Genomic DNA, 22,670 nt, shown 5'->3' on the forward strand with positions numbered 1-22,670 from the left:
AGCGTCCTCTTTTCTCCCAGAAAGATTTATACCATCTTATGAATTAGAAGACACAAATATTAAGGGAGCCAGGCACTTTTCAGGAGGTGCCTGGCTCTTCTATGATTGTCTCAATTTTCAAGTAGTGGTGCTAGGTGTTCCATACCATTTTCCTCCAGCAGCTTTGTGGAGGCGATTCATAATTGCTGCGCCAACTCCTTCAGTTGTAGTGGTTGTTGCTAATATGATTGAAGCATCCGTTTTATCACACGCACGGAGATCGTCGTATAATTTCGCCGCCATCTGCTCTTTATCTTCCTCTTCACCATACGGGAAAAAATAGTCCGCTGTTGTTGATGAAAAGTTAGATGGAGCAAGGAGAGCCACTTTATGTCCTTCTCGTTTCAATTCGTCAATGGCTCGTTCGATTCGCTCTCGATTATTTTCAATTAAATAAACAGGTGCATCTGGGGCATAATGGGTATACTTCATGCCAGGAGCTTTCGGAGTGGATTCAAGTTGCTGTTCTTTTGGAGTCGGTTCAATAACTTCACCGATTTCCTTCTCTATCATCTCCTTCGTTACACCACCTGGACGTAAAATAACTGGTGGATTTACCGTTACATCTATTACCGTTGATTCAATACCGATTCCAGTAGTGCCACCGTCCAAAATTAATGGGATTCGTCCTTGTAAATCTTCATAAACGTGCTCTGCTTTTGTAGGACTCGGCTTTCCGCTGCGGTTTGCACTAGGAGCTGCTACCGGTTTTTTCAACATTCTAAGCAAAGTCAATGCCACTTCATGATCTGGCATGCGAAGTCCAACCGTTGATAAGCCTGCTGTCACGCTTTTAGCAAGTACGTCTTTTTTTGCTTTCATAATTAAAGTGAGTGGACCAGGCCAAAAACGTTCCATTAAAGTTTTTGCCTTTTCTGGAATCTCTTCCACAAAATCCGTCACTTCTTCAACCGTTCCAATATGTACAATGAGGGGATTATCGGATGGGCGCCCTTTTGCTTCATAAATTTTTTTCACAGCTTCATCGTTTGTTGCCACTGCTCCAAGACCGTATACGGTTTCAGTTGGAAAAGCAACAACTTCCCCTTGATTTAATAAATCCACAGCTTGTGAATAAATTTTTTCTTTGTCCACGTTTTTATCCACAGTTAGTTGGATTGTTTCCATGTATGTCATCTCCTGAAAAAACTGAATTTCTGAAATATTATCCACATTTTGTGGATAGTTTTGTGCAAAATGTGTATAACTTTTCTGAAAATAGTGGAAAACTATGTCGAAATTTTTCTATTGGGTACCCAAAATCAAACTCGTATGTGTATAACTTTAAGCAAACAACTTTTTTAGCCATTCCCACACAATGAAACGAACTTCTTTTTGCTCTTCTTCTTGTTTCACTTCTTCTTTTTCGCTTGGACGTTCGCACAAATTAGAGAAAATACTGCACCAGAAGTTGTCCCCGCGTCCTGCACCAATCGTTAATACTAATGTATCGTAATACGCTTGTGGATAAAAAGTATTCCCTTCGATTTTTGGTGGCGTTAAATGTTCACCGATATTAATTTTTACATCGTATTGTGAATAATTTTGCTGAACATATGTGGCTAATTTTGCGAAAGCTTCATCATTATCCACATTGTTATATTCATTGTGTAAAATTTCTGCAAAGATCGGCTGTAGATTTGCAACCATCTCATTTTTTAATTGTTGATCGGCCTTTGTGTTGCTGTTTGCAATGACGCGGATTTTTAATGAATCATCTAGCATGTTTTCTCGAGCTTCATAGAATTTTTCTACCATATCTGGAACCATTAATAGAAAACAATATACAGCCAAACTAGAAGCAATTAATTTTAAAATACTGATTATCGGCTGAATTGGGTCTTTTTCATTTCTTATAATCTCGTAATCATTTAACATAATTCAATCCCTCCCTGCCATCATAATGGACAGGAAGGAAGATTTTTATACATCGATTATACAAAAAACAAATCTATTTTTTTTGTTAATATCTTTTACTATTTCTACATTAGCTTGTGGAAAACTTGATTTTAAAAGATTTGCCACCGCTTCTCCTTGTCTGTATCCGATTTCTACTCCCACCAAAGCTCGTTTATTTAATAAGTTTGGTAGTGATTGAGCTAATCGCTTGTAAAACTCGAGCCCATTATCCTTTGCAAAGAGCGCAAGATGCGGTTCGTGATCCAATACAACATCAGACATTTCTTCTGCTTCTTGATAGGCGATGTATGGTGGATTCGATAAAATCACATCCCATTTTTCATTTGCGATTGGTTCTGTTAAATCGCCTAAGCGAAAATCAATAGCTGCCTGCAAATTTTCTGCATTGCTTTTAGCAGTATTAAGGGCTGCCTCTGAAATATCCGTAGCTGACACTTTTGCGTTTGGCCATTCAAGCTTCATCGTAATCGCAATAATGCCGCTGCCTGTACCGATGTCTGCAATGTTTAGTTCCTTATTTTCACCGAAAAGTTGTTTCATGCGGTCAATGGCTCCGACAATCAATTCTTCCGTTTCAGGACGTGGAATTAATACAGATTCATCTACATGAAAGGTTCTTCCATAAAATTCTTCTATCCCCGTAATATATTGAACCGGTCTCCCATTCGCATGTTGCTCCACCATTTGTTGGTATTGTTCCAGCTTTTGTTGTGGCATTTCTTCGTGCATGCGCATCATGAGCCCTGAGTAATTTGTTTCGTATAAATATTGCAATAAAATTCTTGCAGCATTTTCGTCACGACCATGTTCCGTTAAAAAAGAAGAAGCCCAATGGAGGGCCTCAAACACAGTATTATGCTTCTTCATTTAGCTGAGCTAGTTTGGAAGCTTGTTCGTCCATGATGAGTGCATCAATGATTTCATCAAGCTTCCCTTCCATTACTTGATCTAGTTTTTGAATGGTTAAACCGATACGATGGTCAGTGACGCGGTTTTGCGGATAGTTGTACGTGCGAATGCGCTCTGAACGGTCTCCTGTACCAACAGCAGATTTTCTCGCTGCATCTAATTCTTGTTGCTTTTCTCGGTTGTATAAATCTGCTACACGCGCACGAAGAATTCTTAACGCTTTTTCACGGTTTTTAATTTGGGAGCGTTCATCTTGCATAGAAACGACAATCCCAGTTGGAATATGCGTCATACGAACAGCAGACATTGTTGTGTTAACGGATTGTCCACCTGCTCCGGATGATGCGAAAGTATCAACTCGGATATCTTTTTCATGAATTTCTACTTCCACTTCTTCCACTTCTGGTAGGACGGCAACTGTTGCAGTAGATGTATGAATACGTCCTTGGGATTCTGTTTGTGGTACCCGTTGTACGCGGTGAGCACCGTTTTCGAATTTAAATTTCGAATAAGCGCCATGACCATTAATCATAAAGATAATTTCTTTATATCCACCACTTGGGCTTGGAGAAGCTTCCATCACTTCTACTTTCCATCCTTGAGATTCAGCGTAACGAGTATACATGCGGAATAAGTCCCCAGCGAAAATGTTTGCTTCATCCCCACCAGCTGCTCCGCGAATTTCCATAATAACGTTTTTGTCATCATTCGGGTCTTTAGGAATTAGCAGAATTTTTAATTGCTGTTCAAGGTCTTCGATTTTCCCTTTTAAAGTGTTGAACTCTTCTTTCACCAGTTCATGCATCTCTGGATCGAGTTTTTCTTCAAGCATTTCTCTTGCTTCTTCTAATTCAGCTTTTGTTTTTTTATATTCTCTGTATACTTCAACCGTTTCTTGTATGTCTGATTGTTCTTTTGAGTATTGGCGAAGTTTTTTGGCATCGTTTACGATGTCAGGATCGCTGAGTAATTCGTTTAATTTTTCGTAGCGATCTTCCACTGCTTGCAGTTTATCAAACATGTAGTTCACCTCTATTTTTGTTAGGTTTATATGAAAGAGTGTTGTGCTTTGTAATTTCTTAGACTTTATTAGTATAAAGAAAATGCAAGTGATGTGCTACTAATTCATCAATTTTTGGAAAGTGATACTTTCTTGTGCAAATGGATGCAATGCCTGGGTAATTGGTGCTTGCTCATGAGAATAGGAAATTCCCACTTGTACGGATTAATCCTCTGCTCGTGAGGATAGCACTACCACTTGTGTGGATAACTCCCTTGCTCGTGCGGATACATTCCCACTTGTGTGGATAACATCCTCGCTCGTGCGGATGAATCCTCGGCTTGTGTGGATAATACTCCAGCTTGTGCAGATAGACCCTTGGCTTGCGCGGATAGCACTCCACTTGTGTGGATAACACCCTCGCTCGTGCGGATAGTACAACTGCTTGTGTAGGTACTACCTTATCTCGGTTAACACCCTAACATCATTGCGTAGTTAATCACAATGGCGGATTGGCATGGCATTTACGGCAGACAGGATAATATGTATCATTACCACCAATTTGTATTTGTTCACCAACGTAAATCGGTTTTCCATTTTCATCAATCCGCAAATTCATTGTTGCTTTTTTATGGCAGAACCAACAAATTGTTTTCATTTCTTCAATTTTATCCGCGTAAATTAACATATATTTGCTACCTTCAAACAACTCATTTTGAAAGTCGTTTTTTAAACCGAAGCCCATCACCGGAATATCTAATACATCCACAATTTTCGTTAATTGTAATACATGTTCCTTCTTTAAAAATTGCACTTCATCAACAAGAATGCAAAATAATTTTTCCGGATGGTTTTTCACGATTTCAAAAATGTTTGTATCGTCAAAAATAGGAATAGCTTTTCTGCGTAATCCAATGCGACTTGAAACGTATCCGACTTCATCCCGATCATCAATTCCAGACGTAAACATTAATACCGGTTTATTCTGCTCTTCATAATTATGTGCAACTTTTAAAATTTCAATTGATTTTCCGCTGTTCATTGCACCATATTTAAAAAATAGTTGAGCCATCGTTCTCCCTCTTTTTTACTACTAGGTGGTATGTAGAAATACTATCAAAAAAATGCCTGCCATTTTGTTGGCAGGCATTTTATGCTTCCTATTTGAGACCGTATTTTTTGTTGAAACGATCCACACGACCATCTGCAGCCGCGAATTTTTGACGTCCAGTGTAGAATGGGTGACATTCGTTGCAAACCTCAACGCGAATGTCAGCTTTCACTGAACCTGTTTGGAATGTGTTACCACATGAGCAAGTAACTGTTGCAGTGTAGTACTCTGGATGAATTCCTTGTTTCATATTCGTTTACTCCTCCCGCCCTGAACCATTCTGGAACAGAGTTATTTATCGTACTGTGCCTTACGTAACCCGAATATGCCAGTTACATATGCACACGTTACATACTCGACTATATTATCATACTACTTTTGAATATTCAAGGTAAAGTATAAATGAATTTAAAATAGAAATCAAAGGATTAATCCTTTATAAAAGACCTCTACCTTTTGCTTTTTTCATTTCTTCGTTTAAAATTTCAAAAAACTCTTCGTTAGATTCTGTTGAACGAAGTTTTTTCAAGAAACGTTCTGTAAAGTCTGGAGCATCGGTAAAGGTTTTTCGAATTGCCCATAGTTTATCTAATTGCTCTTGCGGAATTAACAATTCTTCTTTCCTTGTGCCGGATCGACGAATATCGAGTGCCGGGAAAATTCGGCGTTCTGCAAGATTACGATCTAAATGCAACTCCAAGTTACCTGTCCCTTTAAACTCCTCGTAAATTACTTCGTCCATACGCGACCCCGTATCGATTAAAGCAGTCGCTAATATTGTTAAACTGCCGCCCTCTTCAATATTTCGCGCTGACCCAAAGAAGCGTTTTGGTCGATGGAATGCCGCAGGGTCAATACCACCGGATAATGTTCTTCCACTTGGCGGAATTACTAAGTTGTAAGCGCGTGCAAGTCTTGTGATAGAATCCATTAAAATAATTACATCTCGCTTATGTTCAACGAGGCGACGTGCACGTTCCAATACTAATTCTGCAACTTTCACATGGTTTTCTGGTAATTCATCAAATGTCGAACTAACGACATCTGCTTTAACAGAGCGTTCAATATCAGTTACTTCTTCTGGACGTTCATCAATTAATAATACAATTAGTTCAGCTTGCGGATAGTTTGTAGTGATAGCATTAGCAATTTCTTTTAACAATGTAGTTTTACCAGCTTTTGGTGGCGCCACAATTAATCCTCGTTGTCCAAATCCAACGGGAGCAACTAAATCCATTATTCTTGTCGATAATTTATCAGGTGTTGTTTCGAGTTTGATTTGTCGATTAGGGTAGAGTGGAGTTAGAGCTGGGAAGTGAACGCGTTCTTTCGCAATTTCCGGGTCTTCTCCGTTAACCGCGTCTACTTGAAGTAATCCGTAATATCGTTCGTTTTCTTTTGGTGGGCGTACTTTACCAGAAACTTTATCACCATTTCGAAGGTCAAAACGGCGAATTTGAGATGCAGAAATATAAATGTCTTCTTTGGAAGGTGAATAGTTAATCGGTCGCAGGAAGCCAAACCCTTCAGAATTGACAATTTCTAATATCCCTTCCATAAAGAAGTATCCTTCTTGTTCTGAACGAGATTTTAATATGGCAAATATCAATTCTTTTTTTGTTAATTTGCTATAATAAGAAATCTTATATTCCCTTGCGAGATTATATAATTCTTTCAATGTCATGTTTTCTAATTGAGCAATCGTAAGAGTCATAGCATTACTCCAGTCTTTATAAATTTTTAATGTCTATGGAAAATTACTAGTGGATTTGGAAGGTAGAAGATGTCTGATGCATATTTTTAATATACTATCAGACATCTTAATATGGGAAGAATTTATTTATTTTTCGTAATTTGGTTTTTTAATCATATTGTGGCGACCTTCAATGAAACGAACTGTACCTGTTTTTGCACGCATAACAAGTGAGTTTGTTAAGCAATATTCCCCTTTATATTGAACGCCTCTTAATAGTTCACTATCTGTCACTGCTGTCGCAGCAAAAATAGCGTCATCACCTTTTACAAGGTCATCTAAGTATAACACTTTGGAAACATCTAATCCCATGCTAATACAACGTTTCAATTCATCATCGTTTTGTGGGACTAATCGCCCTTGGAAATCTCCGCCTAAACATTTTAATGCTACAGCGGATATCACGCCTTCTGGTGCTCCTCCAGTACCGAACATGATGTCGATACCCGTTTCATCGAATGCTGTACTAATTGCAGCACTCACGTCACCATCTTGAATGAATTTAATGCGGGCTCCAGCAGCACGAATTTCATCTACGATATGTTGGTGGCGAGGTCTATCAAGTAAAATTGCAACGACGTCAGAAATTGATTTATTTTTTGCTTCTGCTACGGCCCTTAAATTTTCTGTGACAGAAGCGTTTATGTCAACTTTCCCTTTACTTTCAGGACCGACCGCAATTTTTTCCATATACATATCTGGTGCATTTAATAAATTTCCTCGGTCCGCAATGGCAACGACCGTCATTGCCCCATTTCCACCTTTAGCAACAATGTTTGTTCCTTCTAAAGGGTCTACGGCAATATCCACTTCAGGACCGCCATTGCGAAGGCCTAGTTCTTCACCAATATACAGCATTGGTGCTTCATCCATTTCACCTTCACCAATCACAACTCTACCGTGCATAGGGATTGTATCAAACAAAGCACGCATTGCTGAAGTAGCTGCTTGATCTGCTTCATTTTTCAGACCGCGCCCCATCCATTTGGCAGATGCAATTGCTGCTGCTTCAGTGACGCGAACTATTTCCATCGTTAAACTACGTTCCATTATTTTATTTTCCTCCTGCTACAAGTACGAAAACTTCCATATACCATTGTACCATAATTGTAAACTGCCCACCACCTAGTATGGAGTGTGGGCATTTAACCTTTACTTGTATCAACATTTACGAGAAAATTCGTCTCTCCCCTAGGCTAACAATTACATTTTTCTGGTGAGAGACTTCTTACGGTCATGTCTTAAATTTTCTCAACTCTTTCAACAGTGCTTACCGTTATTGATTCTTTGCGTATATTTGCTCCGAGACTGCGCAATTTCTCAATAAAATTACTGTATCCTCTTTCAATATGATAAATATCCCGGATTTCTGTTTCTCCTTCTGCTAATAAACCTGCCAGCACTAAAGCTGCACCTGCTCGAAGATCTGTTGCAGTCACTTTTGAACCGTGCAATTTTGTTGGTCCTTGAATGATTGCCGTATTTCCTTCTACTCGAACATTTGCGTTCATTCGTCTTAATTCATCAATATGTTTAAAACGAGAAGTATAAATGGTTTCCGTTATTTTTGAGGCACCGATTGCTTGTGTCATCAATACTGAGAGTGGTTGCTGAACATCAGTGGGGAATCCTGGATATACAAGGGTTTTTACGTCTACCGCTTGCAATTCATCCGATTTTGGAATAAAGATGCTCTCTTCTCCTTCTTCCACTCTTACTCCCATTTCACGTAATTTTGCTGTTACCGCTTCTAAATGGAGTGGAATGATGTTATCAATCGTGACTCCATCTCCCAACGCAGCCGCCATAATCATATAAGTGGCTGCTTCAATACGGTCTGGAATAATCACATGCTTCGTACCATGAAGTTCATCGACACCTTCAATACGAATGACACTTGTTCCAGCTCCTTTAATGTTTGCACCCATGTTCGTCAAAAGTGTGGCAACATCAATAATTTCTGGTTCTTTCGCAGCATTCTCGATAATCGTTCTGCCTTTCGCTCGAACAGCTGCAAGCATAATGTTAATCGTCGCACCAACGCTCGCAACGTCCAAATAAATTTTCGTACCAATTAATTCTTCTGCTCTTAAATAAATTGCGCCGTGTTCATTTGTCACTTTCGCCCCTAATGCTTCAAATCCTTTTATATGTTGATCGATTGGGCGCGGTCCTAAAAAGCATCCTCCAGGAAGACCGATGACAGCTTTTTTAAACCGACCTAGCATCGCTCCCATGAGGTAATAGGAGGCACGAAGTTTTTTCACATTGCCATTTGGTAATGGAATCGGCGTCATATTTGTAGGATCAATCGTCATTTGTCCATTTTCGAAAATAACTTCTCCACCTATTTCCTCAAGTAGAGCTTTCAACGTGAAAGCATCTGAAATTTCGGGAATCCCACCGATTGTCACCGGAGAATTAGCTAGGATTGACGCGGGTATTAACGCAACGGCACTATTTTTGGCTCCACTGACTTTGACTGTTCCTTTAAGACGATTTCCGCCAATAATTTTATATACATCCATAAGCGTTCTCCCTCGTGATTGGAAAGTTTCCTTTATTATGGTCTTTTTTCCGCTTAACTACGCATTTTTAAAATAAATTCATTTGTAATATTTAGTTTATTTCTACATCACAAAAAGTGAGATAACAATTTTGTCTTTTCTTTATTCTTTTCTGATAATGGAACAAACTAAACTACATCCTGGGAATTATATTATTTATTACTACGTTTTTCCCAGTCAGCTAAAAATGCTTCAATTCCTTTATCCGTTAATGGATGATGAAACAGTTGTTTTAGCACTTTAAATGGCACTGTGGCAATATCCGCACCAGCTAAAGCAGCCTCTACTACATGTTGCGGATGGCGAATGGACGCAGCAATGATTTCCGTTTCAATGTGATGAATATCAAAGATTTCTGCAATTTGCGCCACTAGTTGTACACCATTTTGTCCGATATCATCTAATCGACCTAAGAAGGGAGATACGTATGTGGCACCAGCACGAGCAGCTAGAAGGGCTTGGTTGGCACTAAATATTAAAGTGACATTTGTTTTAATGCCTTTTTCGGAAAAATATTTACATGCTTTTAATCCTTCTGGTGTCATCGGTAATTTTACTGTAATATTTGGAGCAATTTTTGATAATTCTAGTCCTTCTTTAATCATTCCTTCTGCATCTAGCGAAATCACTTCTCCACTAACAGATCCGTCAACGAGTTCCGCTATTTCACGTAGTCTGTCATGGAAAGAGATTCCTTCTTCTTTTGCAACTAATGATGGATTTGTCGTTACTCCTGACAGAATCCCCCAAGAGTGCGCTTCTTTTATTTCATCGAAGTTCGCTGTATCAATAAAAAATTTCATGATAGCCCTCCCCAATTTCATTAAAAATGAAGAGAAGGTCGTACGCTCGACACTTCCCTTGTATTGTTTTCGAAGTGATATTTTTGTTATTAAAAACTATACTAGACACTTATTGTTAAAAAATAAACGATTATTTTGAACTATTTTTATGCTTTGTTTGAGCTTCCAAATTCACGAATTTTTCCGATTACTGTTTCTTTAATTGCTTCACGAGCTGGACCTAAGTATTTTCTTGGGTCATAAAGGTTCGCATCTTTTTCTAGAATTTCACGAACAACTCTTGTTGCTGCAATTTGGTTTTCAGTATTTACGTTAATTTTTGCTGTACCTAATGAAATTGCACGTTGAATATCTTTTGTTGGGATTCCAGTTCCGCCGTGAAGTACGAGTGGAAGGCCTGTTAATTGAGAAATTTCCTCCATCTCTTTGAAGCCAAGTTTTGGTTCGCCTTTATACGGACCATGAACAGAACCAAGTGCTGGAGCTAAGCAATCAATGTCAGTCAACTCCGCTAATTGTTTACATTCTTGCGGATCAGCATAAATAATACCTTCTCCAACGACATCATCTTCTTGTCCGCCTACGATACCAAGTTCCGCTTCTACAGAAACACCTTTTGAGTGTGCATATTCAACAACTTTTTTTGTAATTTCTACGTTTTCTTCAAATGGTTTGTGGGATGCATCAATCATAACAGAAGTGAAGCCAGCATCTACTGCCTCTTTACATTTTTCAAAGCTGGAGCCGTGGTCTAAGTGGATGGCAACAGGAACTGTAATGTTGTAGCTTTCCATTAAGCCTTTCACCATGTGTACAACAGCAACGAATCCGCCCATATATTTTCCGGCACCTTCAGAAACGCCAAGAATTACCGGTGATTTTTCTTCTTCAGCAGCTTGTAAAATGGCTTGTGTAAATTCTAAGTTGTTAATATTAAATTGACCAACCGCATATTTTCCTTCTTTCGCTTTAATCAACATTTCTTTCATCGATACTAATGGCATTATACAAATCCTCCTCAGGATGGTTAATTTAATAATGATTTCCGTTTTAATAGTACCAAAATCAACTTTCCCCCACAAGTAGTGAGCAAATGTTGTGGAACGCTTGAGTTTGTGTGTTGGATCCTTACTCGGGCGGGTACTTCTTATGTGGATGGATTCTTACTGGAGAGGGTACTTCTTTGGCTTGTTCGGATGAATCCTTATTCAGGGGGTGCTTCTTTGGCTTGTGCAGATGCAACTTTTGCTCTTGCGAATGCGCCCTTCTTGTGCGGATATTTTCCTTGCTCGTGTGGATACGACTTTGATTCGTGTGGATTTACCTCTGACTCGTGCAGATGTCTCCTGACTTATGCATATATAACCTTAACTCGTGTGGATATACCCTGTCTTGAGAGATAATCCCCTGACTAGTGCGAATGAACCCTACTCTCGTGCAGATACAACCTTAACTCGTGTAGATGCACGCTATTCTTGTGCAGATAGAATCCTAGCATGTGTGTCTACACTTATTCTTCATCCCAATTATAATGAATCTTTTCTTCTACGATTACCTGAAAAAAATAACCGTCCCAAAACATGGAACGGCCATTTATTCGGATAAAACTTTCTTTCTATTTATCATCTTAATCACAGCATCTTTTAATTCAAAAATATTAAAGGGTTTCGTAAAATAATAGTCAGCTCCATAACAATTAGCTTGTTTCACCATTTCAGCTTCTTCATATGCGGACATGATAAATACTGGCATTTCAGGGTACAAAGTTTTCATTTTCCTTAGTATCTCTTTTCCATCAATTCCTGGTAATTTCATATCAAGAAGGACACCGTCCATTCTCGAATTTTCTATTAATTGAAGTGCTTCAGGCCCATTTGATGCTAAATACGTTTTCACTCCTTCCCTTTTGAAAATCTCGTCGAGCAACATTCTGATTCCTCTTTGATCGTCCACAATCAATATTTTTTTCACAGTCTTTTCCCCTTAAAACATTTTTTCCCTAACCTTCCTTTTCCCTTAATTTTATTATAATAAACATGAATTTTACCACTACCGTCGCATAAATGATGTCTGAATTTTCAGTTTTATTTTTTCTGGACTTTAGAGAAAAAACGAAAACACCTAAGCGAGGGTAGTAAACATCCATTTTTTTACTATAACCTATGACTTGTGCAACAACGACTGGCAAACCTTTATGGGACGCCGTTTCCTTCGATTTTTCGTAACCAAATGTGAGCGGATTTCCACAAAGAAGCCTTCAAATAGCGACTAATTTGTAAGTAACTGCGTTCGCTATTCGTGTTCAGCTGAGCTAAAACATTCAGACAGTACACTATCATGGCTACGTACACTTGATTATGTACAGCTTGTTCACTGTGACCAAAAAACTTTTTAATGTTCAGATGTTGTTTCATCCATTTGAAAAAAAGTTCGATTGCCCAACGTGATTGGTAGATTTCTGCAATTTCATCTGCGTCAATGTCAAACCGATTTGTCAGTAAATGAAGCTCATTTCCTTTTGTATCATGCAATTTGAGTAAGCGAAACACGTTTTCAGAACGATTTTGTGGTGTTCCAATGACAACCATTTCATCAGAGAATACGGGTGAATCTTCTGGTAACGAAAAGGATTCTAACACTCGGACAACAGCGTTTTTACGCAAACGGGTCACAAAGAAATAGCCATCTTCCGTCATTTGATCAAAGCGCCCATAATCCAAGTAACCACGATCAAACACGTACATGCATTCTTTGTCATCCACGAATACTTCTAGTTGACCACGATCATGTTCGTTGGCATTCGTGAGTACGGCTTTATCTGGATAGGAGAGTCCTTTTTCCATAAAAACAAGTCGTAAGTGAAGCTTTACTCCTGATTTTGTTTTTCGAAACTCTGCCCACTTATGATTGGTCAAATTAAGCGGTAATGTACTCGAATCAATGATTTTCAAAGGCGTTGTCACTTTTCTTCTTGTTTGGAAATTGGTTTTCCGATGAATTTGTGCCACTAAATCGAGAAAAATCGTTTGAAAGAACTCAGTTGGGATGGTATTGATTCGTCTCCCTAACTGTGAAAAACTAATCGATTCCAATCCCGTTGCTCGTTGTAATTCTTCTAAAAAGACAGCGTCACTCAACGCCCGTAAACTCTCGGTTTCATGGAGTTGGGCATACAAAAGCAGTTTCATAAATGAAGCCATATAAAGCTTCTTGGTATAGTGATTTAATTGATGTGTTTTCACTAGGTCGTCAAATAATGGACGATTAATCGGTGAAAACCATTGTTCAAATGATGTTTTTCGTGTAAACTTATCCATGGTTTTGTCCTTTGTATTGGATTTGGATGGTTTACTACCACCCAACCATTATAAAGGATTTTTTTGTGTTTAGATTATATTTCAGAAAATTCGGTTTATTTGAAGGTCTTAAATTATTTTAATGCGACGCTAGTGGAATTTTACTTTGATATATAAAAAATTTACATACTTCCATCACAATTATGTAATTTTGCATTTCAAAGAATAGAAAATTATAATTGGTTTGAGGTGGAAATATGTCAAAAATACTCGCTACACAATTAAATGGTTTATATCAAAAAATTGTTCAAAACGAAGAGGATGCAATTGAACAAACTGCCCGCCTTCTCGCACAAGCCAGTGTCGGTGAAGGGAGTATTTACTTTGCTTGTTTTGATGAACTGCAAGCAATTGAATCCTACGCTTTATCTAACAAAGAACAACCATTTTTAAATCTCGTAAAATGGTCACCTGATGTTGAAATTCGTGAAACTGATCGAGTTTTAATATTTGCAAAAAGTTGTCAAGATAAAGAAGCCCTTCAACTTGCGAAGAAATTATATGAACAATTTATCCCTTTTGCAGCAGTAGCAAGCGAAGTTCCAAGCAATGATAATGAGTTAAGCGATCTTGCTTATACTTATATATCGATGCATGTTCGAGGTGGATTAATTCCCCATCCTACGAATTTAGGCGAACGGGTTGTTATTCCTCACCTACATGCTGGTCTCTTTATTTATGAAGCAATTAAACTTGCTTATGATGAAATGTTAGAAGATGAAATATAATCTTTGTTTACCTTTTGTTATTTTCAAATATAGTCAATTGTTTATTAATATAATGAAAATAGTAAAAAAATACAGTTTTTCCTTTTTTATCTGATATTTCATCATAATAAAAAGACTACCTTAAATGGTAGTCTTTTTTCATTAGCATTTATTGATTTTTGCGGTATTTGAAAGCTGCTCCGATAAACTCACGGAATAAAGGTTGCGGGCGTTGTGGACGAGAAACAAATTCAGGATGGAATTGGCATCCAAGGAAGAATTTTTTCTCTGGTAATTCGATAATTTCCACTAAACGATTGTCAGGGCTTGTACCTGAGAATACGAGTCCCTCAGCTTCCATTGCTTCACGGAATTCATTATTGAATTCATAACGGTGGCGATGACGTTCATATACTAACTCATCTTGATAAGCTTGTTCAGCACGAGAACCTTCTTTTAATTTACATGGATATAAACCTAAGCGTAATGTTCCGCCTAAATCCATATTTTCTTTTTGGTCTGGTAGTAAATCTATGATTGGATATGGAGTATCTTTCACAATTTCTGTTGTATGCGCTCCTTTTAATCCTAGAACATTTCGAGCAAATTCAATTGCCATCATTTGCATTCCTAAACAAATACCAAGGAATGGCACATCGTTTTCACGAGCATATTTAATTGCTGTGATTTTTCCTTCTGTACCGCGATTACCAAATCCGCCAGGTACAATAATTCCGTCTGCATCTTTCAATAATTCATGCACATTTACTTCTGTAATATCTTCAGCGTTAATCCAATCGATGCAAATATCGGAATCGTAAACGTAACCAGCATGTTTTAAAGCTTCAACAACTGAAATATATGCGTCTTGTAACTCAACATATTTTCCAACAAGCGCAATGCGTGTTTTATGTTTTAAGTTTTTCACCTTATGCACTAGCTCTTTCCAATCAGACATATCAGCTTCTGGTGCTTCGATTCCGAAATACTCTAATACAATACCATCTAAATCTTGAGCATGTAGATTTAATGGCACTTCATATAAATGTTCCACATCTCGAGACTCAATAATGTTGCGAGGGGATACATCACAGAATAATGCTAATTTTTCTTTCATGTCCTCAGAAACTGGTTGTTCTGTACGCACAACTAAAATATTTGGTTGGATACCTAAAGAACGCAATTCTTTTACTGAATGTTGAGTTGGTTTTGTTTTTAATTCACCTGCAGCTCTGATGTAAGGGATTAGTGTACAGTGAACATACATCACATTTTCTGCACCTAAATCAGATTTCATTTGACGGATTGCTTCTAAGAATGGAAGCCCTTCGAAATCTCCAACTGTTCCCCCTACTTCCGTAATTACGATATCCGCACTTGTTTCTCTTCCAGCACGTTGAATGCGCTCTTTAATTTCATTTGTCACGTGAGGAATAACTTGAACTGTTTTTCCATTATAGTCACCGCGACGCTCTTTCGCTAAAACTGTTTGATATATTTTACCGGAAGTTACCGTAGAATGTTTACCTAAATTAATGTCAATAAAACGTTCATAGTGCCCTAAGTCTAAGTCTGCTTCAGCACCGTCATCAGTAACGAATACCTCACCATGTTGATAAGGGCTCATCGTACCAGGATCTATATTTAAATATGGATCGAATTTTTGAATCGTCACTTGCAAGCCTCGATTTTTTAATAGTCTACCTAATGATGAAGCAACAATCCCTTTACCTAAGGACGATACTACTCCACCAGTTACAAAAATATACTTCGTCATTTGTAAAATTCCTCCTCAAATATTTCCACTTTTATAAAATTAAATAACTTATACTAAATCATTGCTGAATGTTAACTCATCAATAATCCTTTATTCATTTTTTCCTTTTCCTACATTTCCATGCTTACAAGCAACGTTCCAAAAGAGAAAGCACTAAACACAATTACCGAAATTTCCTCATGGCTTGTATTATACACTTCTCTGTGGAACATGTTTATAGGAAATAGGCTTCCTCAAGAACAAAAAATAAAAAACGCTCCTCCTGCATTTTGCAGGGGGAGCGTGAATATATCACGTTCATTCTCCTTCTTAAGGAGCCCAAATAAAAGATTAAACGGAACAAATTAATAAGTCAAGTAGTTTATATAAAAACCATTAAATTTACATATTTACAAAAATTTATTATTCTTCCTCTTCATCGATTTCTACATCTAATTCTTCATCGTCGATTAATAACTCTTCATCACCATCGATTAAATCATCATCGACTTCATCAATATCATCTGGAAGATCTACATCTAAATCATCAAGAGCATCATCGAAGTCGTCCACAAGTTCATCATCGAAGTCGATATCTTCTTCATCTTCATCCAAGAACTCTTCAAATTCTTCTTCAAATACTAAATCATCTTCATCAATGATTTCTTCGTCATCATCAAAGACAGCCATTCTCGCTCTACGTTTACGAGTTTTAATAGTAGGTGCTGTTTCTTCTTCGATTGTTTCGATTTTATACCATTCACGAAGTCCCCACGTGTTATCGTGGTTTAATAAGAAACGACCATCTACATTTAAATCCGTAAAAAATTGTACCAATACTTGTTTAACTTCTTCTTCAGAAAGCCCTTTTAATTCTTTAATTTCATCTAATAAATCGAAAAATGGAGTAGCTGTTTTTTTCTCTTCTAGAATTGCAAACGCTAAGTCTACTAACGATTCTTCTGCTATTTGCTCTTTTGTCATTTCACGAATCTTCAACTCGTGCACGCCCTTTCTTTAATACATACATTACACATGTTAACCATTATATACAAATAATTGTATACTATGCTAGATTCATTTATTGTTTTTTATTTTATAAAAATCTCTGATTGCCATATAAAATAAATAACCTGACAAGATGAGAAGCGGTATTGCTCCTAATTGTTTATTATACAAAAAGAAGGTTGCAATTAGGCATGATAAAATCATAAAATAGTGTCCGTATTGTTTCACTTGCAACCCTCCTCTTCTTGTAACAAACATTATAGCCAATTTTCCTCCAAAGATGATAAAATTTGCAACAATTTTTTATGAAGAAGAGAAAAATTTTCAACTTTTTCTATGTATATGTATAAGAAGAGGAAGCGCTCAGAAGCTAAAAACTTCGAACGTTCCCCCTGAATATTAACAACTAGGTGAAAATTACAACACCTAATATTTTACTATGTGCACTTTATATTTGTAAAAAATTCTATCCATAAACATTACATGTTTCTTCGATATTGGCCGCCAACTTCGTACAGTGCTTTCGTAATTTGACCGAGACTTGCTACTTTTACTGTTTCCATTAATTCTTCAAAAATATTGCCGCCAGAAAGTGCAACTTCTTGCAATCGTTTTAATGCTTGGGCACACTCATCTTTATTGCGGTCTTGGAATACTCGTAAGTTTCGAATTTGTTGTTCCTTTTCTTCCTTCGATGCACGAGCCACTTCTAATTTATCAATTTCTTCAATGGAAGCATTCGGATTAATGTACGTATTCACACCGATAATTGGTAGTTCTCCGGAATGTTTCAATTGTTCATAATACATGGATTCTTCTTGAATTTTTCCGCGTTGATATTGCGTTTCCATCGCTCCAAGAACGCCACCACGGTCATTAATTCGCTCAAATTCTTCAAGCACTTTTTCTTCTACTAAATCCGTTAATTCTTCTACGATGAATGAGCCTTGTAATGGGTTTTCATTTTTCGATAAACCATGCTCTTTCGTAATGATCATTTGAATAGCCATCGCTCTTCTTACTGATTCTTCCGTTGGCGTTGTAATCGCTTCATCGTATGCATTTGTATGAAGTGAGTTACAGTTATCTTGTAACGCCATCAATGCTTGAAGCGTTGTACGAATATCGTTAAAGTCAATTTCTTGCGCATGCAAGCTGCGGCCAGATGTTTGAATATGGTATTTCAGCTTTTGGCTGCGTTCATTTGCACCGTATTTGTCGCGCATTACAATTGCCCAAATGCGACGAGCCACTCGACCAATCACTGTGTATTCTGGGTCAAGGCCATTTGAGAAGAAGAATGATAAATTCGGTGCAAAATCGTCAATGTGCATGCCACGGCTTAAATAATATTCCACGTACGTAAAGCCATTTGCTAGCGTAAAGGCTAATTGAGTAATTGGGTTTGCCCCAGCTTCCGCAATGTGATAGCCGGAAATTGATACAGAATAGTAGTTGCGAACTTTATGTTTAATGAAGTATTCTTGAATATCTCCCATCATACGAAGGGCGAATTCCGTTGAGAAGATGCAAGTGTTTTGGCCTTGGTCTTCTTTTAAAATATCCGCTTGTACCGTACCACGAACAACTTGTAGCGTTTGTTCTTTAATTTCTGTAAACTCTTCCACTGTTAAAATGCGACCTAATTCTTTTTCTTTCTTTTTCACTTGCTGGTCAATCGCTGTGTTCATGAACATCGCTAAAATGATTGGCGCTGGACCATTAATTGTCATCGATACAGATGTTGATGGGTGGCACAAATCAAAGCCTTCAAATAATTTTTTCATGTCATCAAGCGTGCAGACACTTACACCCGATTCACCAATTTTTCCGAAAATGTCTGGACGTTCATCTGGATCTTCTCCGTAAAGCGTTACAGAATCAAAAGCTGTTGATAAACGTTTTGCCGGATCATCTTTTGATAAGTAGTGGAATCGCTTATTTGTACGTTCTGGTGTTCCTTCTCCAGCAAATTGGCGTTTAGGATCTTCTCCTTGTCGCTTGAATGGAAATACTCCTGCTGTATACGGGAAGGAACCAGGAACATTTTCTTTATATACCCAGCGTAAAATTTCGCCGTAGTCTTTGAATTTTGGTAATGCCACTTTTGGGATTTTTGTTCCGGATAAAGATGTTGTTGTAAGTAATGTTCGAATTTCTTTATCGCGGATTTTTGTTACAAATTCTTCGCCTGCATATGCTTCTTTTACTTTCTCCCAGTTTTCTAAAATTCGTTTAGATTCTGGTGTTAATTCATTTTTTATTCCTTCCGCTAGTGTTTCGAGAGACTTGATAAGAACCTCATCCGGATTTTTTGCTTTTAATTCTTTGATTGTTCCTTCGATTTGGTAAAGTCTTGTTGCAAGTTCTGATTGTTGCTCTACTTTTTTATGATAGTTGCGAACTGTATCTACAATTTCGCGCAAATAGAATCGGCGGTCATTTGGAATGATCACATCCTGTTTTTCTGTTTTAGAGACGATTTCATAGGAAGTTTCCCAATTGTAGCCGAATTTTTCGTTGATTTTCTTCACAAGCGCTGCAAATAAAGCGTTTGTTCCTTTGTCGTTAAATTGACTAGCGATTGTGCCGTAAACCGGCATTTCGTCTAATTGTTGGTTCCATAATTCATGAGAACGTTGATATTGTTTTTGCACTTGACGAAGAGCGTCTTCAGAACCTTTTCGCTCAAATTTGTTGATAGCGATTAAATCAGCAAAATCAATCATGTCGATTTTTTCTAATTGCGTTGGTGCACCGAACTCGCTCGTCATCACATACATGGATAGGTCTGTATATTTCGTAATTTCCGCATCCCCTTGACCAATTCCACTTGTTTCTACAAAGATTAAATCAAAGCCCGCTGCTTTCACCACTTCAAGAATATCGCCGATAGATGCAGAAAGTTCTGAACGAGATCCGCGCGTTGCAAGGCTTCTCATATATACTCGTTTATCGAAAATAGCATTCATGCGAATACGGTCACCAAGTAATGCCCCACCTGTTTTTTGTTTTGTCGGGTCAACAGAGAGAATCGCGATTCGCTTATCTGGGAACTCTCGTAAAAATCTTCGTACAAGTTCATCCGTAAGTGAAGATTTTCCAGCTCCCCCTGTTCCGGTGATGCCGACAACCGGCGTTCCTTTGCTTCTTTGGCGAGCTTGTTTCAACATTTCGGTAATTTCAGGGTCGCCGCCAACTTCCGCTGCCGTAATTAAGTTCGCTAATATTTCTGGTCGATCTGTCGATAATTTATCTAGAAGCTCTAAATAGTTCCCTCTCAGTGTTGAGAAGTCTGCTCCTTTGAGTTTTTCGTTTACCATTCCTTGCAACCCAAGGCGCATGCCGTCTTCTGGTGAGAAAATACCTGCAATACCATAGTCGTGGAGTTCTTTTATTTCTCTAGGTAATATAACTCCACCTCCACCTCCATAAATTTTGATGTGAGGTGCCCCTTTTTCTTTAAGCAGGTCGTACATGTATTTGAAGTACTCCATGTGACCGCCTTGATAAGAAGAAACAGCAACAGCTTGTGCATCTTCTTGAATCGCTGCGTTCACCACTTCTTCTACAGATCGGTTATGGCCAAGGTGAATTACTTCTGCCCCGCTTGCTTGAAGGATTCTTCTGATGATGTTAACCGATACATCATGACCGTCAAAAAGGCTAGATGCTGTAACGAATCGAACATGATTCTTCGGACGATATACTTCCGTTGTTGGACGGTTTATTTCAGTCTTTGATGTCTTATTCTCTGTTTGCATTTGAACCATATAATAAAACCCCTTTCATTTAAAAGTGAACGAAATCTCCCGGTTGTTAAAGTGTACTTCTTTTCATGAAAGATGCACATCGAAGAAAAATAAGGTTGAGGCGATAAAACACCGCTTTGCAAACGAAGGTATCGTATGCAATTTAGCGGTGTTTACCCCTATTTTTCACGAAAATGTAGAATCCCCGATAAGAATAATCTCGTTTGCAATGCAATAAATTCTTCAGTTGTATATTTTTTGTGATACGCCCATTTGCGGAATGCCCAGCTTTGTCCTTGGATTACTAAGTGGTTTGCTGCTAAATAGATTTCTTGATCTGTCAGCTCTATTTCTCCTGATTTCACGCAAGATTTCAATATTTTCTCAAATAACGAAACCATCTCTAGCTCTTTGCTTAATACGTATTGCATTGCTTCTTTTGGCAATGATTTTGTCTCTTGATACATGACTGTAAATTCATCAATCATGCGATCAATTAACAAGAAGTATTGTCGAATTGCTTCTTCTAGTTCTTCAATTGTTCCCTTTTGCGTTGAAATGTCTGATAAACACATCGTTACTTTATTGTAGATGTGGTCACAAACTAAATAGAGTACATCTTCTTTCGTTCGAATGTATTCGTACAATGTTCCAATACTAAATCCAGCAGCTTTGGCTATTTCCCTTGTTGTTGCACGATGAAAGCCCTTTTCTTTAAATAATTTAACGCTTGCTTCAACGATTTGTTGGCGTCTTAATTCGATAAGGCTTTCATCTTTGACGGAAGTCTGTACGATAATTTTTTCCTTGCTCATACCTGTTACTTTGTCAACATGCGAGAGATTACAAGTCTTTGAATCTCTTGCGTTCCTTCATAGATTTGCGTAATTTTTGCATCACGCATGTAACGCTCAACAGGATATTCTTTCGTATAACCGTATCCTCCAAAGACTTGCACAGCTTCTGTCGTCACTTTCATTGCTGTATCTCCCGCCATCAATTTTGCCATCGCGCTTGCTTTTCCGTAAGGCAAGCCTTCGGATTCTAGCCAAGCTGCTTGATAAGTTAATAGTCTTGATGCTTCTACAGCTGTAGCCATATCTGCCAGTTTGAAAGAGATCCCTTGATTTGCTGCGATTGGTTTTCCGAATTGTTCGCGTTCTTTTGCATATTCAACAGCTGCATCCAACGCTCCTTGGGCAATTCCTACCGCTTGGGCTGCAATTCCGTTTCGTCCACCGTCTAATGTTTGCATTGCAATTTTAAAACCTTCTCCTTCTGCACCAAGTAAGTTTTCTTTTGGAACTCGGCAGTTGTCAAAGATAATTTCTGCTGTAGGTGATGAACGGATTCCCATTTTGTCTTCTTTTTTCCCAACTTGGAAACCTGGGAAACTTGATTCAACGATAAAGGCGCTAACTCCTCTTGTTTTTGCTTCCGGATTTGTTAATGCGAAGACAATGTAGATGTCTGCGATACCACCATTTGTGATGAAGATTTTTGAACCGTTTAACACGTATTCATCTCCATCCAAAACAGCTGTTGTTTTCATCGCTCCCGCGTCACTACCTGAACCAGGCTCAGTTAAGCAATATGCACCGATTTTCTTCCCTTCTGCCATAGGTCGAAGGTATTTTTGCTTTTGTTCTTCAGTACCGAATTTATAAACTGGCCAACCCGCTAATGAAGTATGAGCTGAGAGAGTTACACCAGTTGACGCACATACGCGAGAAAGTTCTTCTACAGCGATTACATAAGCTAAATAATCAAAGCCAGCTCCACCGTATTCCTCTGGCCAAGGGATTCCTGTCAGTCCAAGTTCCGCTAGTTTATCCCAAATTTCTCTATCAAAGCGTGCTTGCTCATCACGTTCTTGAGCTGTAGGTGCTACTTCATTTAGCGCGAAATCTCGTACCATTTCTCGCAGTTGTAAATGTTCTTCTGACAATTGGAAATTCATGGTTATCCCCCTTTTTTGAGTTTGGCACT

20 protein-coding genes are annotated in these 22,670 nt (G+C 38.2%); 1 reads left to right on the forward strand and 19 read right to left on the reverse strand.

Features of this window, described 5'->3' with window-relative positions:
* Positions 1-117: 117 nt before the first annotated feature.
* From NSQ18_RS04695 to NSQ18_RS04755, 13 genes are all read right to left on the reverse strand, one after another.
* On the reverse strand, positions 118-1,167 hold the full coding sequence (locus NSQ18_RS04695) for an L-threonylcarbamoyladenylate synthase (RefSeq protein WP_016837254.1): 1,050 nt from the start codon (positions 1,165-1,167) through the stop codon (positions 118-120).
* A 156-nt stretch (positions 1,168-1,323) separates the two neighbouring features.
* Positions 1,324-1,917: a stage II sporulation protein R gene (locus NSQ18_RS04700; protein ID WP_016837255.1), complete on the reverse strand. Its 594-nt coding sequence runs from the start codon at positions 1,915-1,917 to the stop codon at positions 1,324-1,326.
* A 45-nt stretch (positions 1,918-1,962) separates the two neighbouring features.
* Positions 1,963-2,826 carry a peptide chain release factor N(5)-glutamine methyltransferase gene (prmC, locus tag NSQ18_RS04705; RefSeq protein ID WP_339289222.1) on the reverse strand — a complete coding sequence of 288 codons (864 nt, stop codon included), beginning with the start codon at positions 2,824-2,826 and terminating at the stop codon, positions 1,963-1,965.
* Entirely contained in the window at positions 2,813-3,889 is a 1,077-nt protein-coding gene (gene prfA, locus NSQ18_RS04710; RefSeq protein WP_016837257.1) for a peptide chain release factor 1, read from the reverse strand. The genes prmC and prfA overlap by 14 nt, the downstream gene beginning before the upstream one ends.
* A gap of 478 nt (positions 3,890-4,367) precedes the next feature.
* Positions 4,368-4,940 carry a thymidine kinase gene (locus tag NSQ18_RS04715; protein WP_016837258.1) on the reverse strand — a complete coding sequence of 191 codons (573 nt, stop codon included), beginning with the start codon at positions 4,938-4,940 and terminating at the stop codon, positions 4,368-4,370.
* Between the two features lie 88 nt (positions 4,941-5,028).
* Entirely contained in the window at positions 5,029-5,229 is a 201-nt protein-coding gene (gene rpmE, locus NSQ18_RS04720; protein WP_016837259.1) for a 50S ribosomal protein L31, read from the reverse strand.
* Positions 5,230-5,415: 186 nt separating this feature from the next.
* The gene (rho, locus tag NSQ18_RS04725; RefSeq protein WP_016837260.1) at positions 5,416-6,693 is read right to left on the reverse strand and encodes a transcription termination factor Rho; all 1,278 of its coding nucleotides are present in this window, start codon (positions 6,691-6,693) and stop codon (positions 5,416-5,418) included.
* Positions 6,694-6,819: 126 nt separating this feature from the next.
* Positions 6,820-7,782 carry a class II fructose-bisphosphatase gene (glpX, locus tag NSQ18_RS04730; RefSeq protein WP_016837261.1) on the reverse strand — a complete coding sequence of 321 codons (963 nt, stop codon included), beginning with the start codon at positions 7,780-7,782 and terminating at the stop codon, positions 6,820-6,822.
* A 191-nt stretch (positions 7,783-7,973) separates the two neighbouring features.
* Complete coding sequence (locus NSQ18_RS04735) at positions 7,974-9,260, reverse strand: UDP-N-acetylglucosamine 1-carboxyvinyltransferase (protein ID WP_016837262.1); 1,287 nt, start codon at positions 9,258-9,260, stop codon at positions 7,974-7,976.
* Positions 9,261-9,451: 191 nt separating this feature from the next.
* Positions 9,452-10,102 (reverse strand): fructose-6-phosphate aldolase, encoded by a 651-nt coding sequence (fsa, locus tag NSQ18_RS04740; RefSeq protein ID WP_339289225.1) that lies wholly within the window; start codon positions 10,100-10,102, stop codon positions 9,452-9,454.
* 146 nt (positions 10,103-10,248) lie between these two features.
* Positions 10,249-11,106 carry a class II fructose-bisphosphate aldolase gene (locus NSQ18_RS04745; protein ID WP_016837264.1) on the reverse strand — a complete coding sequence of 286 codons (858 nt, stop codon included), beginning with the start codon at positions 11,104-11,106 and terminating at the stop codon, positions 10,249-10,251.
* 589 nt (positions 11,107-11,695) lie between these two features.
* Positions 11,696-12,073 (reverse strand): response regulator, encoded by a 378-nt coding sequence (locus tag NSQ18_RS04750; RefSeq protein ID WP_339289227.1) that lies wholly within the window; start codon positions 12,071-12,073, stop codon positions 11,696-11,698.
* Positions 12,074-12,294: 221 nt separating this feature from the next.
* On the reverse strand, positions 12,295-13,419 hold the full coding sequence (locus tag NSQ18_RS04755) for an IS4 family transposase (RefSeq protein WP_339287653.1): 1,125 nt from the start codon (positions 13,417-13,419) through the stop codon (positions 12,295-12,297).
* A gap of 236 nt (positions 13,420-13,655) precedes the next feature.
* Here NSQ18_RS04755 and NSQ18_RS04760 point away from each other — a divergent pair, with 236 nt between their 5' ends.
* The gene (locus NSQ18_RS04760) at positions 13,656-14,186 is read left to right on the forward strand and encodes a DUF2529 family protein (protein ID WP_168412683.1); all 531 of its coding nucleotides are present in this window, start codon (positions 13,656-13,658) and stop codon (positions 14,184-14,186) included.
* A 148-nt stretch (positions 14,187-14,334) separates the two neighbouring features.
* On the opposite strand, the gene NSQ18_RS04765 is transcribed toward NSQ18_RS04760, so the two are convergent.
* The 6 genes from NSQ18_RS04765 to NSQ18_RS04790 form a co-directional block, all read right to left on the reverse strand.
* Complete coding sequence (locus NSQ18_RS04765; protein ID WP_339289228.1) at positions 14,335-15,942, reverse strand: CTP synthase; 1,608 nt, start codon at positions 15,940-15,942, stop codon at positions 14,335-14,337.
* A gap of 402 nt (positions 15,943-16,344) precedes the next feature.
* On the reverse strand, positions 16,345-16,929 hold the full coding sequence (rpoE, locus tag NSQ18_RS04770; protein ID WP_026018985.1) for a DNA-directed RNA polymerase subunit delta: 585 nt from the start codon (positions 16,927-16,929) through the stop codon (positions 16,345-16,347).
* 69 nt (positions 16,930-16,998) lie between these two features.
* Complete coding sequence (locus NSQ18_RS04775) at positions 16,999-17,157, reverse strand: hypothetical protein (protein ID WP_016837270.1); 159 nt, start codon at positions 17,155-17,157, stop codon at positions 16,999-17,001.
* 251 nt (positions 17,158-17,408) lie between these two features.
* Positions 17,409-20,702, reverse strand: a complete 3,294-nt coding sequence (gene icmF, locus NSQ18_RS04780) for a fused isobutyryl-CoA mutase/GTPase IcmF (protein ID WP_339289232.1) — start codon at positions 20,700-20,702, stop codon at positions 17,409-17,411.
* 158 nt (positions 20,703-20,860) lie between these two features.
* Positions 20,861-21,496 carry a TetR/AcrR family transcriptional regulator gene (locus NSQ18_RS04785; RefSeq protein ID WP_096550314.1) on the reverse strand — a complete coding sequence of 212 codons (636 nt, stop codon included), beginning with the start codon at positions 21,494-21,496 and terminating at the stop codon, positions 20,861-20,863.
* A 5-nt stretch (positions 21,497-21,501) separates the two neighbouring features.
* The gene (locus NSQ18_RS04790) at positions 21,502-22,641 is read right to left on the reverse strand and encodes an acyl-CoA dehydrogenase (protein ID WP_016837273.1); all 1,140 of its coding nucleotides are present in this window, start codon (positions 22,639-22,641) and stop codon (positions 21,502-21,504) included.
* Between the last annotated feature and the right edge of the window lie 29 nt (positions 22,642-22,670).

This window comes from Ureibacillus sp. FSL K6-0786 (assembly GCF_037965165.1).
Lineage (GTDB): Bacteria > Bacillota > Bacilli > Bacillales_A > Planococcaceae > Ureibacillus > Ureibacillus thermosphaericus.

Excerpts from the sequence above, each read along its gene's own strand:
- NSQ18_RS04755 (WP_339287653.1), bottom strand. The coding sequence starts at position 13,419 with ATGGATAAGTTTACACGAAAAACATCATTTGAACAATGGTTTTCACCG.
- NSQ18_RS04785 (WP_096550314.1), bottom strand. The coding sequence starts at position 21,496 with ATGAGCAAGGAAAAAATTATCGTACAGACTTCCGTCAAAGATGAAAGC.
- NSQ18_RS04695 (WP_016837254.1), bottom strand. The coding sequence starts at position 1,167 with ATGGAAACAATCCAACTAACTGTGGATAAAAACGTGGACAAAGAAAAA.
- NSQ18_RS04735 (WP_016837262.1), bottom strand. The coding sequence starts at position 9,260 with ATGGATGTATATAAAATTATTGGCGGAAATCGTCTTAAAGGAACAGTC.
- rho (WP_016837260.1), bottom strand. The coding sequence starts at position 6,693 with ATGACTCTTACGATTGCTCAATTAGAAAACATGACATTGAAAGAATTA.
- prfA (WP_016837257.1), bottom strand. The coding sequence starts at position 3,889 with ATGTTTGATAAACTGCAAGCAGTGGAAGATCGCTACGAAAAATTAAAC.
- glpX (WP_016837261.1), bottom strand. The coding sequence starts at position 7,782 with ATGGAACGTAGTTTAACGATGGAAATAGTTCGCGTCACTGAAGCAGCA.
- NSQ18_RS04760 (WP_168412683.1), top strand. The coding sequence starts at position 13,656 with ATGTCAAAAATACTCGCTACACAATTAAATGGTTTATATCAAAAAATT.
- rpmE (WP_016837259.1), bottom strand. The coding sequence starts at position 5,229 with ATGAAACAAGGAATTCATCCAGAGTACTACACTGCAACAGTTACTTGC.
- prmC (WP_339289222.1), bottom strand. The coding sequence starts at position 2,826 with ATGAAGAAGCATAATACTGTGTTTGAGGCCCTCCATTGGGCTTCTTCT.
- NSQ18_RS04715 (WP_016837258.1), bottom strand. The coding sequence starts at position 4,940 with ATGGCTCAACTATTTTTTAAATATGGTGCAATGAACAGCGGAAAATCA.
- icmF (WP_339289232.1), bottom strand. The coding sequence starts at position 20,702 with ATGGTTCAAATGCAAACAGAGAATAAGACATCAAAGACTGAAATAAAC.
- NSQ18_RS04765 (WP_339289228.1), bottom strand. The coding sequence starts at position 15,942 with ATGACGAAGTATATTTTTGTAACTGGTGGAGTAGTATCGTCCTTAGGT.
- NSQ18_RS04790 (WP_016837273.1), bottom strand. The coding sequence starts at position 22,641 with ATGAATTTCCAATTGTCAGAAGAACATTTACAACTGCGAGAAATGGTA.
- NSQ18_RS04745 (WP_016837264.1), bottom strand. The coding sequence starts at position 11,106 with ATGCCATTAGTATCGATGAAAGAAATGTTGATTAAAGCGAAAGAAGGA.
- NSQ18_RS04700 (WP_016837255.1), bottom strand. The coding sequence starts at position 1,917 with ATGTTAAATGATTACGAGATTATAAGAAATGAAAAAGACCCAATTCAG.
- fsa (WP_339289225.1), bottom strand. The coding sequence starts at position 10,102 with ATGAAATTTTTTATTGATACAGCGAACTTCGATGAAATAAAAGAAGCG.